This window comes from Bradyrhizobium sp. USDA 4502 (assembly GCF_054063355.1).
Window position 1 is genome coordinate 3178503 of sequence record NZ_JBSSGF010000001.1, and the last position, 18068, is coordinate 3196570.

Below are 18068 nucleotides of genomic sequence, written 5' to 3' on the forward strand. Positions count from 1 at the left end.
ATGAAAGGCTATGGATCATTTTGCCCCGTAGCCAAAGCTGCGGAAATTCTCACGGAGCGGTGGACCCCGCTCCTGCTCCGCGAACTGTTGCTGGGGTCCCACCACTTCAACCAGCTTCGCCGCGGCATCCCGCAGATGTCGCCGACCCTCCTCTCCAAGCGCCTGCAAACGCTAGAAGAAGCCGGGCTAATCTCACGCAGATCAGGCGATAACGGGCATTGGGAGTACCATCCAACCCAGGCAGCCAGGGAAGCCAAGCCAATTATCGATGCAATGGGCTATTGGGGCCACAAATGGGCTCGCAGCCAGCTCACACCCAACGAACTTCACGCGGGCCGGCTCATGTGGAATATGCGCCGTTCGTTCGATCTAAGGCACATTCCATGCGACTTCGTTCTGTACATCGAGATTGCGGACGCTCGGCCAAAGCGCTGGTGGTTTGTTGTGAAGAAGGAGGAAGCCGATCTTTGCTGGGATGACCCCGGCTTCAAGGTCGATATCAGCCTCTATGCGAGTCTGCTGACGCTCGTGCAGATTTTCGTAGACGAGATGCCGCTGCTACGGGCGTGTGAGCTCGGCAAAATCGAGATCGACGGTCCCAGGCATCTTGTGAACAGCATGCGGGCTTGGTTCCCACGCAGCAAATATGCCGATGAGGCGCCGGCGGCCGCAGATCGAGTCTCAGCCAGTTGAGGATATCCAGTCCACTTTCTGGACTAGTGGTTCTGCTTGCCTCGGCTATAGCGTTTGCGAATGCGCTCCCGCGCTAAGCATCTCAGCTAAAGGAGGCAAAGATGAGCCGCCCTTCTCTTCTTTCATGCACCCTGTTGTTGATCTTTACTTGTACTTGCGTCAGTCCCGCAGGGGCAGCCCCACCTGCCGACGAACTTTCCTCGGCGGCTGCCAAATGGGATGCCGCCATCAACAACGCAGACTTCGATGCCCTGTTACCGTTGTATGCCGCTGACGCCAGATTGATGCCGCCTGGTGCGCAGCCAGTCACCGGCCCTTTGGCAATCCGTAATTTCTTTGCCGGGCGGGGAAGAAGCGTCAGAGATCACAAGGTTGAGCTGCTCGATGTGTTGCCCATGGGAAACTACGCCTACACCACCTCGCATTTCACGGCCACGCTAGTAGTAAATGAGAAGGCGGCGCCAATTTCTGGCAGCACCGTGAGATTGCTTGAACGCCAACCCGACGGGCAGTGGAAGATAAAGTCTCATATCTTCGTCAAGGAATAGATTCGCGGGTGCCACAGCCACACGGTCAGCCACCCCGCAAGCCTGACGGGCCGCAAGTGACGGATGGTCATGCACCTTGTTGGCCCTCAGCCGAAGACGGCATTGATCATCGGGACATCGGTTCATTGGGTAAGCCGGACGTCCCTCGGTTTGGTCGCCATTGCCGTGGCTGTCGCCAGATGTTCGATCTCGCCCAACGCTGGGCCCGCGGCGACGCCCGCGATCAACCCTTGCGAGCCCGCCGGGGATTGGATAGCCTTCTGCTCGCGATGAGCTTCGCAGGCTCATTCGCCCCTCGCGCGACTGGCGAGCTTACGTGGAATTGACCACGGTGAAGCGCGAAGGGTTCCAACGCCGTTCGCCTGGGCAACCCGTTCAGCTGATGATTCAGCGTCTTAGGGAGCCCGGACCATGCCGTCATTCCGCAATGAACTCCATCTCAACGATTCGGAAGTTGCCCTTGCGCTCGAGGGCGAAGAGCGCCGCCAGCAAGACGGCGTCGAGCTGATTCCGTCGGAGAACTACACCTATCCCGAGGTGCTCGAGCTGCTCGGATCGGTGTTCACCAACAAGTATTCCGAGGGCTATCCGGGACGCCGCTATTACGGCGGCCAGGAATTTACCGACCAGATAGAGAACCTTGCCCGCCAGCGCGCTTGCGCGCTGTTCCGCGCCGAACATGCCAACGTTCAGCCTCTGTCCGGGTCGCCAATGAACCAGGCCGTGTATCTCGGCCTGCTGCAGCCCGGCGATACGATCTTGGCGATGGACCTGTCACACGGCGGCCATCTCACTCATGGCGCGCCGGTGTCGCACATGGGGCGGCTCTTCAACTTCGCCCGCTACAAGACGCAGCCGTCAAACGGCGGCGCCATCGATTTCGATGAGCTCCGCGCCATGGCCCGGCACGTCCGCCCGAAGCTGGTGCTGTGCGGCTACAGCTCTTATCCGCGCGATCTGGATTATGCGTCCTTCAAGAGCATCGCCGATGAGGTGGGTGCACTGACCATGGCCGACGTCAGCCATTACGGCGGCCTGATCGCCGGCAATGCCTTGCGCAATCCGCTCGATGCGGGTTTCGACGTGATGACGACGACATCGCACAAGACGCTTCGCGGGCCGCGCGGCGGCATCGTTCTCTGTCGCCGGGAGTTCGCCGGCAAGATCGACGCGTCGGTGTTCCCGGGGCTGCAGGGAGGTCCGCACATGAACGTTGTGGCCGGAACCGCGGTCACGCTAAAGAAGGCATCGACGTCCGATTTTCAGGCCTATGCAAGACTGGTCATGCGCAACGCGAAGGTCCTGGCCGAAGCGTTGATGGAACGCGGCATAACGTTGATCACCGGCGGAACCGATAATCACATGATGGTTGTGGATACGGTGGCCAGCGTCGGCGTGGACGGCGGCGCGGCCGAGAACATCCTCGACGCCGTCGGGATCACCGCAAACAAGCAGATCATTCCCGACGATCCGCGTCCGCCGCTCAAGCCGAGCGGCATTCGCCTCGGGACGCCGGCGCCGACCACGCGCGGCATGGGTGAGCCCGAAATGCGCCTGATCGCCGAACTCATTGCGGAGTCCCTCCGGTCGAAGGGAGATGCAGCGGTCGTCAAGCGACTGAGGTCGAACAGCGTCGAGATGTGCCGCGCTTTCCCCGTTCCGGGCATCGCGCCGCCCTCGTAGGCGGCCGACCCGCGTTCCTGTTCCGCGCCCGTCGCGTCACTCGGCAGGTCGTGAAGGTTCCCGGGGGAAGGACCGGAACGGAAATTGATGCTGTTCGTTGGACCGCATGATCTCGAAGACGGAGCGTCCAACGCCGTGACCCGGAAAACCTTGCAAGCACGCTCGGAACAGGCGCTCGTCGTCATCATTCTCAGCACCGGTGCGCTGATCGGTTACCTCGGCTTGGCACTGTCCAGGCTGTGAGAGCTACGTCCGGCGGGCACCAAGCCACCGCGGGCGTCAGGCCGCGGCAAGCATCAAGTCGCTTGGTGCGCTGAAAGCTCGTGCGTGCGTGCCACTGAGTTGCCCGACGCGGCAAGCCAAGCCCCGCAGCAAAAATATAGGGTGAAAAGAGCAAGGCTCGGACAGATCATGTCGCGAGAATGCGGATGTTTGACGCACAAGCGACGACACCCGCCGTCGTCCCGGCGAAGGCCGGGAGCCATTACCCCAAATCTCAATTGTTGCGCGACGCTGGGGCCACAGCTTCCTCTCAACAACCCAACCCTGTGGTTATGGGTCCCGGCCTTCGCCGGGACGACGGTGTGCGCGGGAACAGTCTCGCGATGAATGCAACGCCACGCACAATCCACACACCGGTCACTGAAATCGAGGACATTGCCGCCTGCCCGCAATTCTCGTACACGGTTTCACGCAATGACCTCGCAATTCTCTCCCAACTCCGTCGACGTGCTGCTGTTCGATATCGGCCGCGTCGTGCTCGACATCAACTTTGACAAGGTGATGGCGCACTGGGCGCAGCATGCCGGCTGTGCGCCCGCCGAGCTCGCCACGCGCTTTGTCGTCGACGACAGTTTCAAGCATCACGAGATCGGCCGGATCGACGACGCGGCATTCTTCGAGAATCTGCGCCGGACGCTCGGCATCAACATCACGGACGCCCAGTTCCTCGAAGGCTGGAACGCGATCTTCACCGGCGAGATGCCGGGCATCGCCCCGCTGCTCGCGGCGGCCGCCAAGCGGATGCCGCTCTACGCCTTCTCCAACACCAATCCGGCCCATGTCGCGCATTTCTCGGTCACCCATGCCGAGCTGCTCAGCCATTTCCGCAACGTCTTCCTGTCCTCGAGCATCGGCTTCCGCAAACCCGACGCCGAGGCCTACGATCATGTGGTAAAAGCCATCGGCGTGCCGGCGTCGCGGATCCTGTTCTTCGACGACCTGGCCGCCAATATCGAAGGTGCGCGGGCGCGCGGCCTTCATGCTATCCACGTGACGTCGACGGATGACGTGGCAAGGGCTTTGACCGCACTTGGAATTTGAACATTAAGAATTGAGGAGCTCTGAGCGTGGCCCTGATGCCGGTTGCCGATGCCCTGTCCGCCGTCCTCGCCGGCGCCGAACCGCTGCCGGAGGAGATGGTCGCGCTCGATGCCGCCTACCACCGCACGCTTGCGCACGACCTCGCGGCGCTCCGCACCCAGCCGCCGCAGCCGATGTCGGCGATGGACGGCTATGCGGTGCGCGCCGCCGATGCGGCTGATCTAAAGGCCCGGCTCAAGGTGATCGGCGAAGTCGCCGCCGGCCGGCCGTTCGAGCGGACGGTCGGCGCCGGCGAGGCGGTGCGGATCTTCACCGGCGGCGTGATCCCCAATGGCGCCGACGCGGTGATCATCCAGGAGGACACCGCCGTCGACGGCGACCACATCACGATCACGGAGGCCGCCAGCGTCGGGCGGCACATCCGCCCGGCTGGGGTCGACTTCCGTGAGGGCGAGGTGCTGCTCGCCGGCGGCAGCCGCCTGTCCGACCGCGCGCTGTCGCTGGCGGCCGCCATGAACTATCCGGAACTTGCGGTGCGCCGCCGCCCGAAGGTCGCGGTGCTGGCGACCGGCGACGAGCTGGTGATGCCGGGCTCGCAGCCCGGTCCCGGCCAGATCGTCTATTCCAACGGCTACGCGCTGCGGGCGCTGGCGCGCGCCGAAGGCGCCGAGACCGTCGACCTCGGCGTTGCCGCCGACACGGTAGAGGCGACCACGGCGGGCATCCGCCGGGCACGCGAGGCCGGCGCCGATGTCCTCATCACGACAGGCGGCGCCTCGGTCGGCGACCACGATCTCGTCAAGCGGTCGCTGGAAGCCGAGGGCGTCGAGATGGCGTTCTGGCGGATTGCGATGCGGCCCGGCAAGCCGATGATGCATGGCCGGCTCGGCGCGATGCGGGTGATCGGTCTGCCCGGCAATCCGGTGTCGTCCTATGTCTGCGCCTTCCTGTTCCTGGTGCCGTTGATTCGGGCGCTGAGCGGCCGGAAAGTGATTCATCATCGCCGCGCGAGCGCCCTGCTCGGCCGCGACCTCGCCGCCAACGACCAGCGCGAGGACTATCTGCGTGCGCGGCTCGAAGCGCGCGAGGACGGCACGCTGATCGCAACGCCGGTGACGCAGCAGGACTCGTCGCTGCTCGGGAATCTCGCTGCGGCACGGGCACTTCTCGTGCGTCCGCCGTTTGCAGCGGCGGCCGTCGAAGGCAGCGAATGCGAGATTCTGACACTGCCCGAATAGGGTTTTCGCGCCCCGCCGATTGTGCGTTGCCCGACGCGTTCACCGGAAATTAAGTGGTTGCGGAACACATATCGAACATATAGTGTCCGTTCATGATTTGTTTCGAGTACTGGTGTCTACAATCGGGAAGCCGCGTGGAAGCAGGTGCATCGAGCACATGCTCCTGAGGTCAGGCCCGGCCTGCAGGCCCCACCAGAAGAGTCTCGGAATCGAACGACGCTATCAACCGGGGGAATACTCGAGATGCTCACGCGCAAACAGTACGAACTACTGCGTTTCATCAATGAACGTCTGAAAGAGGCCGGCGTACCGCCCTCCTTCGACGAGATGAAGGATGCACTCGACCTGCGCTCGAAGTCCGGTATCCACCGCCTGATCACTGCGCTGGAGGAGCGCGGCTTCATCCGCCGCCTGCCGAACCGCGCCCGCGCCATCGAGGTCATCAAGCTGCCCGAACTCTCGGCCGGCGGCGGCAACGGCCGCCGCGGCTTCACGCCCAGCGTCATCGAAGGCACCCTCGGCCGGCGCGCCAGCACGCCGCCGATTGCCGAGGACGACGGCAACCGTCCGGTCGCGGTCCCCGTGATGGGCCGGATCGCCGCCGGTACGCCGATCGAGGCGCTGCAGACCCGCAGCCACACCATCAGCGTGCCGCCCGACATGCTCGGTGCCGGCGAGCACTATGCGCTCGAGGTGCGCGGCGACTCGATGGTCGATGCCGGCATCCTCGACGGCGACATGGCGCTGATCCAGCGCAACGACGTCGCCAATACCGGCGACATCGTGGTGGCGCTGATCGACGAGGAGGAAGCCACCCTGAAGCGCTTCCGCCGCCGCGGCGCATCGATCGCGCTCGAGCCGGCCAACACCGCCTATGAAGTGCGCATCCTGCCGCCGAACCGGGTCCGCATCCAGGGCAAGCTGATCGGCCTTTATCGCAAATACTGAATTGCAAATACTTGCGGCGGCCGGGAACGAGCAACACGTCGGATCGTTCCTTGCGTACGGCCTGCCCGATGCGCTCCGATACCTCTCGCGCAGCGTCGCGTGTTTGTGATCGGAGCGATCTCGGACCAGTCGTACAATCGCCCAGAAACGAGCAGACGCTCGTTCGCTATCGTCCACTCTGGTAGAGGCCCTAATGCCTCAAGGAGAGGCACGGGTCGCTACCTCGAAATGAGGAGCCATCCGATGTGTGACTATAGTCTGCACGCCGTGGCATCGCGCCCCGCCATTGTCGGAGAGACGCTGATCACGACGACGTTCCGCGGCACGTCGACCCGCGGCTTTGCTTCGGAGAATGACCCCACTGTCGCGGTCTGCATGCTGCCGGGCACCGAGCTCGCTTTCGCCGAGAACGTTCGCTACGACAGCCGCTGGATCTGGACCAAGACGCTGAACTATCGCGTCGGCGTGTTCAACGAAGTCGAGCCCGACGTGCCTGATCGGCATCATGACGCGGTCGAATTCCCCGACGGCAGCCATGTGCTGGTGACCCAGCTGGTCGAGGGACAGCGCGTTAGCGTGCTGCAATTGCCGGCGCTGCATCCGCCGGTCGAGCAGAAGCCGAAGGTTGTGGAGCGGCGGCCCTCCGCATTCGCAACGCTGTTTTTGGGTTGAGCGCATCGTCGCCGCGGAATGAGCTGTTCGGCGGCGGATGACCTAAGCAATTTCGGGCGACCCCGGACTCCCGCTTCCGGGGCGCAGAAGGAGATTTGCGTCGGCCGGCGCCTTGGCGCATCATCGGGCACGGAGGACGTGCGCGGTGGTCGATAAGGTCACATGGCAAAAGGCTGGACGCGTCACGGAACCGGGCCGCTACATGTTCCGGTTCGGTTGGCTGACGGTAACGGCCGACGACCTGAAAGTCTGGGAGCAATTTCCCGAGGCTTCCTTCACCCTCGTCAAGAAGCCCGACGCCGGCCCCGACTCCGACGAATACCATCTCGGCCTGTTCGAGCTGCCGAGCGGCCCCTCGCCGGACCACGGCTAATCATCGCCCTGCAGATCGGTCTCGGCCGGCGTCGCATCCACCGCAGGCCGCGGCGCGGCGGCGGGCGCGCGCAGCGTCGTTTCGCTCTCGCCGTCGCCGGGAACCGCCGGCGACCACGGCCGGTCGATCCCGCCGGGCTTGACCGCATCGACGGCGTAGCCGTCCCTGATCCTTCGCAGCACCAGCGCGCCGTGGCGGCGCAGCCGCTCGGCATCGATCACCGATGCCGCGCAGCCCTGCGGCGCCGGCCGCGCCGTCACGATCAGGGCTGCGCGCTCGCAGTCGTCCGCCAGCGCCTCCGGCCGGGTCGCCAGCGCGACGAAGACGCCGCCGGGTCCCTGGGTCACGCAGCCGCCGGCATCGCACGAGACGCCCTCGCCGAGCGACGCATCGGTGGCGGTGCGCGCGTCGGCGTCCGCCGCCAGCCACTCCTTGACCAAAAATGCATCCTTGGCGCTGTGCATCAGATGCAGCCACCCGTCACCGCCACGCACCGCGACGTTGCGGCCGTCGCCCGAGATCAGCACGTCCGGCTGCGGCACCCTGAGCGCCCAGACCGAGGCCACCAGCAGCAGCACCGCGCCTGACCAGCGCAGCGGCGTGCGCAGCAGCCCGAGCAGGATGATGCCGGCGCTCGCTGCGATCAGCGGCCCGATGCCGAACGCCGCCATGCGGCCGACCGCGCCCGGGAGTGCGGCGACCCATTGCGTCACCAGGATCATCCAGTCGATGCCAAGACCCATGATCGCCCAGAACAGTCCGTCGAAGCCGACCGGCATGGCGACGAGCCCGAGCAGGCCGGCCGGCATCACGACCGCCGAGACGACAGGCATCGCCGCAAGGTTCGCAAGCAGCCCGTAGGGCGTCACGCGGTGGAAATGGAATGCGGCATAGGGCGTCGTCGCCAGCCCCGCCACCAGCGAGGCCAGCATCAGGCATCGTGAGCTCGCGCCCGCCCCACAGCGCGACGCGCGCGGTCGCCGAATGGTCGGGCGACGCCAGCAGGTTCGGCAGCCCGATCTGCACCAGCGCCACCAGCCCGAGCGTCGCGGCGAACGACATCTGGAAACTGGGATGCACCAGCGCCTCCGGCGCGATCGCGAGCACGATCAGCGCCGCCACCGCCAGCGTCCGGAAGGTGATCGCGCGGCGGTCGACGATCACGGCGAGCAGCACCACGGCGGTCATGAAGAACGACCGTTGCGTCGCGACCTCCGCGCCCGACAGCAACAGATAGAACGCCGCGGCGACCAGCGCGGCCGCCGCGGCCCATTTCTTGATCGGATGCCCCGCCGTCAGCGCCGGAAACAGCGCGAGCAGCGCGCGCACCGCGAAGAACACGACGCCGGCGACCACGGCCATGTGGTAGCCGGAGATCGACAGCACATGGCCGAGCCCCGAGATGAACATCGCATCGTTGACCGGCGTCGAGATCGCATCGCGCCGGCCGGTGAGCAAGGCGGTTGCGATCGCGCGCTGGTCGCCGTCGAGCGTGGTGCGAATCCGCGCGTCGATGGCGTCGCGCAGGCCCTGCATGAAGGCGGCGTAGCGCAGCGCAAAGCCGCCGGTCGCAGGCGGCTCCCTGGTCTTGACGGCGCCCATCACGAAGCCGGAGGCGCCGATGCCCTGGAAATACAGGTCACGGCCGAAATCATAGGAGCCCGGGCGCTGCGGCCCGAGCGGCGGCAACAGCCGCGCCTTCAACTCAACGAAGCTGCCGACATCGGGCGCGGTGCCCTTCTTCACCGAGAGCCGGACCCGATTGAGCTTCGTCATGTCGCGCGGGCTCTCCATCGAAACTCGCGGATGTCGCGCGTCTCGACGAAGCCGGTCAGCGCCACCGAGAACATCGGTCGCGCCAGCACCGTGTGAGCGACGCGCGCCGTCTTCCAGGTCGCCGTCGCAAGGCCCGCGGCGACCGCGGCCAGCATCACGATAACGGGAAACACGCTGCGCCGCCGCAGCAGCAGCGCCAGCAGGCAGAGCAGGATTGCGACGGTGGCCGCGACCGACAGCACCGGCTCGTGCTCGGCCGCGAAATAGAACGCGATGCGGGTGCCGAACGCCACCGGCACCCAGGGCAACAGGCGGCCCGCCCCCGCCTCCGCGCGCGCCGATTGCCGCACTGTCTCGACGAGAGGCTTCCAGATGCCGGCGCGCGCCGGGAGAAAGCCGCCGACCGGCGCAGCCGTGCGCGGCGGCCACGTCCCCGCGTAGCCGCGTTTGCCGCCCGGCGTCGTGCCCTGCTCCGCCATTCCGCTTGCGATCCCTGCCGGGCGGCAGGCTAGCGGATGGCCCCGTCACCCGACTAGCGGAACGGATGCAGAATACGGACCGGCAACGCCCGGGTACCTGGATCGTCGCGCCTTGCCTAGCTCGCGCCGGGCCACGGCTGCCGCCTGCGTCAAATCGATCGAGCCGAAAGTCTCACTAAGATACCGATCACATTAGGAATAGACTGTTCCGATGCCTCCACTCCCAAAGAGACGGGGATGAGGCAGTGACGGCTCGCGGCACTTGAAGGCCGCTGGAGCTCCTCTCAGGTGGCCACAACTCCCCTGAGATCAGGCGTTGCGGACGAACGCGCAAATCTCGCCTGTAACGCCGCGCACCACGCGCACTCCGCGAGCGGATAGATCGCTGAAAAACGCGAGGAGTAGCGTTTGCTTTTGAGAGGAGCAGCACATGGCAATTCAAGTACCAAGCGATTTTCGCCGCGTGATTGTCGCTGCGTCAGTGGGAAACATCATTGAATGGTACGACTTTTATATTTTTGGCAGCCTGGCCGCGGTTCTTTCGGTCAAGTTCTTTGAGCAATCCCACCCTGTCGCAGCCCTGCTGAGCACGATCGCGCTGTTCACTGCGGGATTCCTGATCCGCCCGCTGGGGGCCTTCCTGTTCGGATGGATGGGCGATCGGGTCGGCCGCAAATATACATTCCTCATTACGCTGAGCGGAATGGGCCTAGGAACGGGAGCGATCGGACTGATCCCAACTTATCAGTCGATCGGCCTGACGGCCGCATTCATTCTGTTCGGTTTGCGGATGATCCAGGGTCTGTGCCTGGGCGGCGAGTATGGCGGCGCCATCACTTACGTCGCCGAGCATGTTCCGGACGACAGCCGCGGCTACTACACGGGCTGGCTACAAACCTCGCCGACGCTGGGGATCGTGGTGTCGCTGGCGGTGATCGTTCTGACCCGAACCTGGGCCGGCAATCAGGCCTTTGACGAATGGGCGTGGCGCGTCCCGTTCCTGGTCTCGTTCCTGCTGGTGGCCATCGCCATCTACATCCGCCTGCAGCTCCAGGAGACACCGATTTTCCAGGAGATCAAGGCACAGGGACAGATGACCAGGAATCCCTGGCGGGAAGCTTTCCTCAGCGCCAACATCAAGTACATCCTGATCGCCATCGTCGTCCTGATTGGACAGGGCGTGGTCTGGTACAGTGGTCAATTCTGGGCACTGTACTTCCTGCAGCAGGTCTCCAAGGTCGATGCGGTTACCTCGGCCTACATCGTGGGGGCCGCATTGTTGATCGCAACGCCGAGCCTGATCTTCTTTGGTTGGCTGTCGGATCAGATCGGCCGCAAGTCCGTGATCCTCGGAGGAATGCTGCTTGCCGCGATCACCTACTATCCGCTGTATCTGTGGCTCGGCATGGTCACGCAGCCGGGACACATCAACTATCCGGTCGCCGTCTTCATCATCTTCATCCTCGTCTGCTATGTCGGGATGGTGTACGGGCCGGTCGGCGCGTTCCTGGCGGAGTTTTTCCCGGCCAGGATCAGGTACACCTCGGTCTCGGTGCCGTATCATATCGGCAATGGTTGGGGCGGCGGATTGGTGCCGTTCATCACATCGGCCGCCTTCGCGGCGACCGGCAGCATCGGCTACGCGTTGATCTACCCGATTGTCGTTCCCGCGGTGTGCTTCGTGATCGCCGTCTTCATCATGCCCGAGACACGCAAGACCAGAATTTGGGAGCAGATCGAGGCGAAAGCCGCATCGTGAGGGAGTCACCATGCTGACGGGCGACTAGAGCTCCGTTCCGACGGGATCGGAACGGAGCTCTAGAAGCTTGTCTCGACGCGTTTTCCTTACGCGAGCCGCTATCCACGCCAGTCGAAACCGCTCTCACCCTGGCGCCATGCTGCGGTCCAGCGAGCGCGGGACGACGCTTCTGAATCCGTCCCGTACCCGCCGTCTCTGGCGTGATGTCTCTGTAGAACCTGCATCGGGCGGCAGAGGGGATCCCGCGCCACGCAAATCCCCGCTCCGGCCGCCTTTGGTTGGCGGTCAGGCCAACGTCTCAGTCAGCTTCCTCTCAGCCAGCTCGGTGATGCCAGCGATCGTGCCACCAGGTGGCGAAATCACGATCCATCGTCAGCTCCCAGCACGCGAGCACGATCACCGCGACCCCGGCGAGCACGCTGCTCGTCGTGACCGATCCCTGCTGGTAGTTGAACGTCCAGGGTGCGACCACCAGAGCCAACCCCATCAGCATCTCGCCCCATTCCTCCAGATAGGACGGAATGATGAATGCCTCCAGGGCGAACAGCACGACGCCCAATCCGAGCGCGATGGAGATCCAGAGAGCTGCCCCGGAAAAGCCCAGTGCAAACGGCGATGCGACCAGCCAGGCGCCTACCAACAGGCTGGCAGCATCCTGCCAGTGTTGAATGCGCATGATCCTCACCTCCTTCTTCCGAAGATATGGTGCGGCGCGGACAAAAAAGCATCTGTCCGACCTGCGATGTGTTGCCGCTGCTGATCCGCGAGCCGACGACCATGCTGCCGTCCGGGCGCCCCGAAGCCGCGCTCCGCAGCCTACGACCTTGGTCCCTCCTCGCAATGCAGCGCGATCCGGATAGCCTGCGAGTTGGGTGCAGCCGCGAGGCGCCCGGCCCCGCGCACCCTCCCTGACTACGAGGGCCCGGCCGGCCCTCGACTTTTTTCGTCAGCTCCAGCGCTGAGCCTAGATCAGCGGCGTCTGCGACGAGACGTGGTGGCAGACGATCTTCCAGTCGCCGTCCTCGCGCGCGATCACCCAGGTGATCTTGACGGCGAGCGAGGGCGCATCTCCGTCGAGGACGAATGACGCGATGCCCGCCATGTTGACGAGATCGGCGTTGACCCGCTCTGCCCTGACATCGCTGAACTGAACGCGCGGCGCGTGCCAGCGCGGCAGACCGTCAAAGTAGGCTTTGACGCCGTCGCGGCCGCGATACAGCGTCGGGTTCGAGCCGAAGAAGAACGCGCTCTTCGAATAGAGCGCGCTTAACGCATTCGCATCGAGCCTGCTGAAACCCGCCGACCATCTGGCGATGATGGCGGAGACGATCTCGTCGGATTCATCAGGCATCGATCCCCCGTCCGCTTGTCCGCGCGGGACGCGCTTCCTCTCGGCTAGCCCTTGCCGCCGACTTCCTTGGCGAAGGTGTCGCGCAGGCCGATGGTGCGGTTGAACACCAGCCGGTCCGGCGTCGAATCCGCGTCGCGCACGAAATAGCCCTGCCGCTCGAATTGCACCGGATCGGGTGAATTGCTCTCGGCGATCGCCGGCTCGACGCGCGCATCCTTCAGCACTTCGAGCGACTGCGGATTGAGGTCGGCGGCGAAATCGGCCGCGTTCGGGCTCGGATTGGCGAACAGCTGGTTGTAGATGCGGATCTCCGCCGGCTTCGACTGCGCCGCCGGCAACCAGTGCATCGTCGCCTTGACCTTGCGGCCGTCGGGCGCATTGCCGCCCTTGGTCAAGGGATCGTAGGTCGCGCGGAGTTCGACGATCTCGCCGGCGTCGTTCTTCACCACGCCGGTGCACTTGATGAAGTAGGCGTAGCGCAGCCGCACCTCGTTGCCGGGCGAGAGGCGGTAGAATTTCTTCGGCGGATTCTCCATGAAGTCGTCGCGCTCGATATAGAGCTCGCGTCCGAACGCGATCTTGCGGGTGCCGGCTTCCGGATTGTCGGGATGGTTGATCGCCTCGATCTGCTCGACCTGCCCTTCCGGATAATTCTCGATCACCACCTTGAGCGGCCGCAGCACCGCCATCCGGCGCAGCGCCGTGCGGTTCAGCTCCTCGCGGATGCAGAATTCGAGCATGCCGACATCGACCACGCTGTTGGCCTTGGCGACGCCGATGCGCTTGATGAATTCGCGCACCGCGGCCGGCGGCACGCCGCGCCGCTTCAAGCCGGCAATGGTCGGCATGCGCGGATCGTCCCAGCCCGAGACGTGGCCGTCACGGACGAGCTGGGTCAGCACGCGCTTGGACAGCAGCGTATAGGTCAGGTTCAGCCGTGCCATTTCGTACTGGCGCGGCTTCGAGGGCACCGGCAGCTTGTCGAGCAGCCACTCATAGAGCGGGCGGTGATCCTCGAACTCCAGCGTACAGATTGAATGGGTGATGCCCTCGATCGCGTCCGACTGGCCGTGCGCGTAGTCGTAGCTCGGATAGATCGACCACTTTTCCCCGGTGCGCGGATGATGGGCGTGCAGAATGCGGTAGAGCACCGGATCGCGCAGATTGATGTTGCCGGCGGCCATGTCGATCTTGGCGCGCAGCACGCGGGCGCCGTTCGAGAACTCACCGGCCTTCATGCGGCGGAACAGATCGAGGTTCTCCTCGACCGAGCGGTCGCGGAACGGCGAGTTCTTGCCGGGCTCGGTCAGCGTGCCGCGAGACAGCCGGATTTCCTCCTGGGACTGATCGTCGACATAGGCATAGCCGGCCTTGATCAGACCCTCGGCCCAATCGTACAGGCGCTCGAAATAGTCCGACGCATAGAACAGGTTGGCTCCCCAGTCATAGCCGAGCCAATGGACGTCGGCCTGGATGGAGTCGATGTACTCCTGCTCCTCCTTGGTCGGATTGGTGTCGTCGAAGCGCAAATTGCACTGGCCGCCGAACTCCTGCGCGATGCCGAAATTCAGGGCGATCGACTTGGCGTGGCCGATATGCAGGTAGCCGTTCGGCTCCGGCGGAAAACGGGTCACGATCCGGTTGTGCTTGTGGGAGGAGAGATCGGCCTGGACGATGTCGCGGATGAAGTCGCGCCCTGCCTCTGCCGTCGTATCAGTCGTCATCAAAGGGTTCCCTGGAGGAGTCGGCTCAACCTTCTGCCAAATTCGTGCCGTCCGGCCAAGCCTGGTTTCAAGTCTGGTTTGAGGCCTGGTTTGGTGGGCAAAAGGTCAGCCGGGGGTTTAGTTATGTCCGGTTCCTGATATACACCACCGCCGTCTCAGCATACGTCTCGCTCGATCATGAACAAACCCGTCGTTACCCGCTTCGCCCCCTCACCGACCGGCTTCCTCCATATCGGAGGTGCCCGCACCGCGCTGTTCAACTGGCTCTATGCCAGGAAACTCGGCGGCAAGATGCTGCTCCGGATCGAGGACACCGACCGCGAACGCTCGACCAAGGAGGCGATCGACGCCATCCTGGACGGCCTGAAGTGGCTCGAGCTCGATTGGGACGGCGAGGTCATCTACCAGTTCAGCCGCGCAGCCCGCCATCGCGAGGTCGCCGAGAGCCTGCTCGCCGCCGGGCGCGCCTATTACTGCTATGCCTCGCCGGAAGAGCTCACCGCGATGCGCGAGAAGGCGCGCGCCGAGGGCCGCACCCGCCTCTATGACGGCATGTGGCGCGACCGCGATCCGGCCACCGCGCCCGCCGGCATCAAGCCGACGATCCGCCTCAAGGCGCCGCAGACCGGCGAAACCGTGATCGAGGACCAGGTGCAGGGCCGCGTGGTCTGGCAGAACGAGAACCTCGACGACCTCGTCCTGCTGCGCGGCGACGGCACCCCGACCTACATGCTCGCGGTCGTGGTCGACGACCACGATATGGGCGTCACTCACATCATCCGTGGCGACGACCACCTGATCAACGCCGCGCGCCAGAAGCAGATCTACGACGCGCTGGAGTGGGAACTGCCGAGCATGTCCCACATTCCGCTGATCCACGGTCCCGACGGCTCGAAACTGTCGAAGCGCCATGGCGCGCTCGGCGTCGACGCCTACCGCGCCCTCGGCTACCTGCCGGCCGCCTTGCGCAACTACCTCGTCCGGCTCGGCTGGAGCCATGGCGATCAGGAGATCTTCTCGACCCAGGAGATGATCGACGCGTTCGACCTCTCGGGCATCGGCCGCTCTGCGGCGCGGTTCGATTTCGCCAAGCTGGAAAACCTCAACGGTCACTATATCCGGCAGAGCGACGATCAATCCCTCGTGACCCAGTTCGAGAGCGTGCTGGATTATGTTCCCGAGGGCGCCGCGCTGAAGGCCAAGCTCAACGACACCACACGCGCGCAATTGCTGCGGGCGATGCCGAGCCTGAAGGAGCGCGCCAAGACGCTGATCGAGCTGATCGCGGGCGCCTACTTCATCTTCGCCGATCGTCCGCTCGCGCTCGATCCGAAAGCTGTGGCGCTGCTGACGCCGGAAACGCGCGCGTTGATCGGCCGCCTGCGCACCGCGCTGGAAGCCGTCAACGACTGGACGGCGGAAACCACCGAGACCGCGATGCGGAATTTCGCCGAGCAGAGCAACCTGAAACTCGGCGCCGTCGCCCAGCCGCTGCGGGTGGCGCTGACGGGGCGTACGACGTCGCCGGGCATATTCGACGTGCTGGCCGTGCTGGGACGCCAGGAGTGCCTTGCCCGTCTCGCCGATCAGGCGGCGTGATCCTGCATGGACCCCCTCCAGGGTCCATCTTGCAGCGCACATGGCAATGAGCTACCCAATCCCGGACGCTTTCTCCACAAGCCGTTCCGCCCCGCCACGGGCCGCAATTTAGCGACTGGGCAAGGTCGGTTTTCGCAACGAATTCATCGGGGATATCACGATGGACGCAAAATCCAGCAAGACAGCCACACTCACCATCGGCAACAAGAACTACGATTTCCCGATCCTGAGCGGCACGGTTGGGCCTGATGTCATCGACATCGCCAAGCTCTACGGCCAGGCCGGGGTGTTCACCTACGACCCCGGCTTCACCTCGACCGGCAGCTGCCAGTCGAAGATCACCTACATCGACGGCGACGCCGGCGTGCTCGAATACCGCGGCTATCCGATCGAGCAGCTCGCCGAGCACGGCGACTTCCTCGAGACCTGCTACCTGCTGCTGTACGGGGATCTTCCGACCCCGGCGCAGAAGAAGGACTTCGACCATCGCGTGATCCATCACACGATGGTGCATGAGCAGATGGCGCGGTTCTTCCAGGGCTTCCGCCGCGACGCTCATCCGATGGCGATCATGGTCGCCGCGGTCGGCGCACTGGCCGCGTTCTATCACGACTCCACCGACATCAACGATCCGCGCCAGCGCATGATCGCCTCGATGCGCATGATCGCGAAGGTGCCGACGCTGGCGGCGATGGCCTACAAGTACACCGTCGGCCAGCCCTTCGTGTATCCGAAGAACTCGCTCTCGTTTGCCGAGAACTTCCTCAACATGTGCTTCGCGGTGCCCTGCGAGGACTACAAGATCAACCCGGTGCTCGCCGACGCGCTCGACAAGATCTTCATCCTGCACGCCGACCACGAGCAGAACGCCTCGACCTCGACGGTGCGCATCGCCGGCTCCTCGGGCGCCAACCCGTTCGCCTGCATCGCGGCCGGCATCGCCTGCCTGTGGGGCCCGGCGCATGGCGGCGCCAACGAGGCCGCGCTCAACATGCTCTACGACATCGGCAAGGTCGAAAACATTCCGGACTTCATCGCCAAGGTGAAGGACAAGAACAGCGAAGTTCGCCTGATGGGCTTCGGCCACCGCGTCTACAAGAACTACGATCCGCGCGCAAAGATCATGCAGAAGATGTGTCACGCGGTGCTGAAGGAGACCGGCCACGGCGACGATCCGATGCTAAAGGTCGCGATGGAGCTCGAGAAGATCGCGCTCAGCGATCCCTACTTCATCGATCGCAAGCTCTACCCGAACGTCGACTTCTATTCGGGCATCACGCTGAAGGCGATGGGCTTCCCGGTCTCGATGTTCACCGTGCTGTTCGCGGTCGCCCGCACCGTCGGCTGGATCAGCCAGTGGAGCGAGATGATCGAGGACCCGCAGCAGAAGATCGGCCGTCCGCGCCAGCTCTACACCGGCGTCGCGCGCCGCGACTATGTGCAGATCGACAAGCGCAAGTAAGCTGCATCGCTGAAGAGAATCCGGGACGGCGCCATCATTCCTGATGGCGCCGTTTTCGTTTGCCCCGCGCAACTTCGGTCGCGATCGCGTCAAGGCGCGGCAGCCAGAACGCCCTGAACCGGTCGAGCCAGTCGTCGACCTCGCGCAGCCGCGCCGGCTCGACCGCATAGATGCGGCGCGTGCCCTCGGCGCGCACCGACGCGAAACCGGCGTCCCGCAAGATCCGCAGCTGCTGCGACACCGCCGACTGGGTGATGCCGAACTCGCGCTGCACGACCGCAACGACGTCGCCCGAACTGTGCTCGCCGGTCGCAAGCAGTTCCAGGATGCGCCGGCGGACGGGATCGCCGAGGATGTCGAAGGCGTGCAAGGTCGCTAAAGCGCGATGAGACTGCATCGTCATCCCGCTTTAGCCCTTCGTTTGAGCATGATCTCCGCGC

At 64.5% G+C, this 18068-nt stretch carries 16 protein-coding genes, 1 pseudogene and 1 riboswitch; of the genes and pseudogenes, 12 read left to right on the forward strand and 5 right to left on the reverse strand.

Features of this window, described 5'->3' with window-relative positions; all coding sequences use genetic code 11:
* The 9 genes from ACVW1B_RS14535 (at window position 1) to ACVW1B_RS14575 (ending at window position 7478) form a co-directional block, all read left to right on the forward strand.
* A complete protein-coding gene (locus ACVW1B_RS14535) occupies window positions 1–693 on the forward strand; it encodes a winged helix-turn-helix transcriptional regulator (RefSeq protein WP_456821704.1) in 693 nt (230 codons plus the stop codon).
* A 101-nt stretch (window positions 694–794) separates the two neighbouring features.
* Window positions 795–1241 carry a YybH family protein gene (locus ACVW1B_RS14540; protein ID WP_028334032.1) on the forward strand — a complete coding sequence of 149 codons (447 nt, stop codon included), beginning with the start codon at window positions 795–797 and terminating at the stop codon, window positions 1239–1241.
* A 289-nt stretch (window positions 1242–1530) separates the two neighbouring features.
* Window positions 1531–1616, forward strand: a riboswitch (ZMP/ZTP riboswitch).
* Window positions 1617–1652: 36 nt separating this feature from the next.
* Entirely contained in the window at window positions 1653–2924 is a 1272-nt protein-coding gene (locus tag ACVW1B_RS14545; protein WP_456821705.1) for a serine hydroxymethyltransferase, read from the forward strand.
* A gap of 87 nt (window positions 2925–3011) precedes the next feature.
* A complete protein-coding gene (locus ACVW1B_RS14550) occupies window positions 3012–3167 on the forward strand; it encodes a hypothetical protein (RefSeq protein WP_168855882.1) in 156 nt (51 codons plus the stop codon).
* 453 nt (window positions 3168–3620) lie between these two features.
* The gene (locus ACVW1B_RS14555) at window positions 3621–4247 is read left to right on the forward strand and encodes an HAD family hydrolase (RefSeq protein WP_229162852.1); all 627 of its coding nucleotides are present in this window, start codon (window positions 3621–3623) and stop codon (window positions 4245–4247) included.
* 26 nt (window positions 4248–4273) lie between these two features.
* Window positions 4274–5485: a molybdopterin molybdotransferase MoeA gene (locus ACVW1B_RS14560; protein ID WP_253608489.1), complete on the forward strand. Its 1212-nt coding sequence runs from the start codon at window positions 4274–4276 to the stop codon at window positions 5483–5485.
* A gap of 243 nt (window positions 5486–5728) precedes the next feature.
* On the forward strand, window positions 5729–6433 hold the full coding sequence (gene lexA / locus ACVW1B_RS14565; RefSeq protein ID WP_016841600.1) for a transcriptional repressor LexA: 705 nt from the start codon (window positions 5729–5731) through the stop codon (window positions 6431–6433).
* A gap of 243 nt (window positions 6434–6676) precedes the next feature.
* Entirely contained in the window at window positions 6677–7105 is a 429-nt protein-coding gene (locus ACVW1B_RS14570) for a hypothetical protein (protein ID WP_026192810.1), read from the forward strand.
* Window positions 7106–7250: 145 nt separating this feature from the next.
* Complete coding sequence (locus ACVW1B_RS14575) at window positions 7251–7478, forward strand: hypothetical protein (RefSeq protein WP_229193503.1); 228 nt, start codon at window positions 7251–7253, stop codon at window positions 7476–7478.
* Here ACVW1B_RS14575 and ACVW1B_RS14580 read toward each other — a convergent pair.
* Window positions 7475–9733: pseudogene (locus ACVW1B_RS14580) on the reverse strand (ComEC/Rec2 family competence protein). The gene ACVW1B_RS14575 and the pseudogene ACVW1B_RS14580 overlap by 4 nt on opposite strands.
* A gap of 430 nt (window positions 9734–10163) precedes the next feature.
* Between ACVW1B_RS14580 and ACVW1B_RS14585 the strand changes: the two are divergent.
* Entirely contained in the window at window positions 10164–11492 is a 1329-nt protein-coding gene (locus ACVW1B_RS14585) for an MFS transporter (RefSeq protein ID WP_253608488.1), read from the forward strand.
* A 313-nt stretch (window positions 11493–11805) separates the two neighbouring features.
* On the opposite strand, the gene ACVW1B_RS14590 is transcribed toward ACVW1B_RS14585, so the two are convergent.
* From ACVW1B_RS14590 to ACVW1B_RS14600, 3 genes are all read right to left on the reverse strand, one after another.
* Window positions 11806–12168, reverse strand: a complete 363-nt coding sequence (locus ACVW1B_RS14590; RefSeq protein WP_225647504.1) for an SPW repeat domain-containing protein — start codon at window positions 12166–12168, stop codon at window positions 11806–11808.
* A gap of 288 nt (window positions 12169–12456) precedes the next feature.
* Window positions 12457–12843, reverse strand: a complete 387-nt coding sequence (locus ACVW1B_RS14595) for a YybH family protein (RefSeq protein WP_253608487.1) — start codon at window positions 12841–12843, stop codon at window positions 12457–12459.
* A 44-nt stretch (window positions 12844–12887) separates the two neighbouring features.
* The gene (locus ACVW1B_RS14600; RefSeq protein WP_456821706.1) at window positions 12888–14567 is read right to left on the reverse strand and encodes a glutamine--tRNA ligase/YqeY domain fusion protein; all 1680 of its coding nucleotides are present in this window, start codon (window positions 14565–14567) and stop codon (window positions 12888–12890) included.
* Between the two features lie 177 nt (window positions 14568–14744).
* Between ACVW1B_RS14600 and gltX the strand changes: the two genes are divergently transcribed.
* Window positions 14745–16166 carry a glutamate--tRNA ligase gene (gltX, locus tag ACVW1B_RS14605; RefSeq protein WP_456821707.1) on the forward strand — a complete coding sequence of 474 codons (1422 nt, stop codon included), beginning with the start codon at window positions 14745–14747 and terminating at the stop codon, window positions 16164–16166.
* A gap of 160 nt (window positions 16167–16326) precedes the next feature.
* Entirely contained in the window at window positions 16327–17628 is a 1302-nt protein-coding gene (gltA, locus tag ACVW1B_RS14610) for a citrate synthase (protein ID WP_225647497.1), read from the forward strand.
* Between the two features lie 34 nt (window positions 17629–17662).
* Here gltA and ACVW1B_RS14615 read toward each other — a convergent pair whose 3' ends face one another.
* Window positions 17663–18025 (reverse strand): ArsR/SmtB family transcription factor, encoded by a 363-nt coding sequence (locus ACVW1B_RS14615; RefSeq protein ID WP_456821708.1) that lies wholly within the window; start codon window positions 18023–18025, stop codon window positions 17663–17665.
* Between the last annotated feature and the right edge of the window lie 43 nt (window positions 18026–18068).

What these genes read in the sequence shown, in the direction of transcription:
- gltX (WP_456821707.1), top strand. Translation starts at nt 14,745, where the DNA reads ATGAACAAACCCGTCGTTACCCGCTTCGCCCCCTCACCGACCGGCTTC.
- ACVW1B_RS14585 (WP_253608488.1), top strand. Translation starts at nt 10,164, where the DNA reads ATGGCAATTCAAGTACCAAGCGATTTTCGCCGCGTGATTGTCGCTGCG.
- ACVW1B_RS14535 (WP_456821704.1), top strand. Translation starts at nt 1, where the DNA reads ATGAAAGGCTATGGATCATTTTGCCCCGTAGCCAAAGCTGCGGAAATT.
- ACVW1B_RS14595 (WP_253608487.1), bottom strand. Translation starts at nt 12,843, where the DNA reads ATGCCTGATGAATCCGACGAGATCGTCTCCGCCATCATCGCCAGATGG.
- gltA (WP_225647497.1), top strand. Translation starts at nt 16,327, where the DNA reads ATGGACGCAAAATCCAGCAAGACAGCCACACTCACCATCGGCAACAAG.
- ACVW1B_RS14555 (WP_229162852.1), top strand. Translation starts at nt 3,621, where the DNA reads ATGACCTCGCAATTCTCTCCCAACTCCGTCGACGTGCTGCTGTTCGAT.
- ACVW1B_RS14615 (WP_456821708.1), bottom strand. Translation starts at nt 18,025, where the DNA reads ATGCAGTCTCATCGCGCTTTAGCGACCTTGCACGCCTTCGACATCCTC.
- ACVW1B_RS14540 (WP_028334032.1), top strand. Translation starts at nt 795, where the DNA reads ATGAGCCGCCCTTCTCTTCTTTCATGCACCCTGTTGTTGATCTTTACT.
- ACVW1B_RS14570 (WP_026192810.1), top strand. Translation starts at nt 6,677, where the DNA reads ATGTGTGACTATAGTCTGCACGCCGTGGCATCGCGCCCCGCCATTGTC.
- lexA (WP_016841600.1), top strand. Translation starts at nt 5,729, where the DNA reads ATGCTCACGCGCAAACAGTACGAACTACTGCGTTTCATCAATGAACGT.
- ACVW1B_RS14600 (WP_456821706.1), bottom strand. Translation starts at nt 14,567, where the DNA reads ATGACGACTGATACGACGGCAGAGGCAGGGCGCGACTTCATCCGCGAC.
- ACVW1B_RS14545 (WP_456821705.1), top strand. Translation starts at nt 1,653, where the DNA reads ATGCCGTCATTCCGCAATGAACTCCATCTCAACGATTCGGAAGTTGCC.
- ACVW1B_RS14590 (WP_225647504.1), bottom strand. Translation starts at nt 12,168, where the DNA reads ATGCGCATTCAACACTGGCAGGATGCTGCCAGCCTGTTGGTAGGCGCC.
- ACVW1B_RS14550 (WP_168855882.1), top strand. Translation starts at nt 3,012, where the DNA reads ATGCTGTTCGTTGGACCGCATGATCTCGAAGACGGAGCGTCCAACGCC.